The organism is Streptomyces sp. OR43 (assembly GCF_008042275.1).
Lineage (GTDB): Bacteria > Actinomycetota > Actinomycetes > Streptomycetales > Streptomycetaceae > Streptomyces.
The window spans coordinates 1-646 of the sequence record NZ_RDBK01000138.1 but is presented as its reverse complement, the minus strand read 5'-3'; the positions used below and the strand labels follow the sequence as shown (position 1 = coordinate 646).

Here is a 646-nt window from a genome sequence, read left to right as displayed (position 1 = left end):
GGGCGGGGGAAGGCGATGCGTCCACTCGGTGATTGTCGCCGTTCACACGGAAAGGCGCAGCCCGGACCGGGCTGCGCCTCGCACGTGTGCGTCCTCGGAACGGATTCAGGAGGTCTGCGCCTGCCCGGCGCGGGCCCTGGCCGCCGCCAGCTCCGCCGACTCCTTCGGCATGCCGAGGCCGGCGGCCTTCATCGCGAGGCCGACGATCCCGCCGACGAAGACGACGACGATTCCGGCCCAGAAGCCCAGCGGGTTGGCCGCGACCATGAAGACGCCCGCGATGCAGAAGCCGATGAAGGCGATGATGACACCGGTCCAGGCGGCCGGGGTGTGTCCGTGGCTGCTGCCCGCCATGAGTTGCTCCTCGTTGGTGTTGCGCTGTTGGTATCGCTCGGGGTCGCCGCGACCGTGCCGCCGTGCTACGAGCTCACGGTCATTGTCCCGTACGGGCGGGTGCGACATGAGCTGGGGGTCATGCCTCGCGCGTCGGGTCCTCGCCGCGGTGCTGCGCGCCGTGCACACCGCCAACCGGCTCGGCGGCAACTGAGCGCATCCGGCAACGGGGGCGGCGACGCGGGCTCCTTTCGCCGCCCCCGTTGCCGGATGCCCCGAGACGACCGGCACACGGGGCGCGGTCGGCCTCTGC

At 72.0% G+C, this 646-nt stretch carries 1 protein-coding gene; it reads right to left on the bottom strand.

Annotated elements, in window-relative coordinates; all coding sequences use genetic code 11:
* Positions 1–105 precede the first annotated feature (105 nt).
* Positions 106–354: an HGxxPAAW family protein gene (locus tag EAO72_RS41640; protein WP_148022565.1), complete on the bottom strand. Its 249-nt coding sequence runs from the start codon at positions 352–354 to the stop codon at positions 106–108.
* Between the last annotated feature and the right edge of the window lie 292 nt (positions 355–646).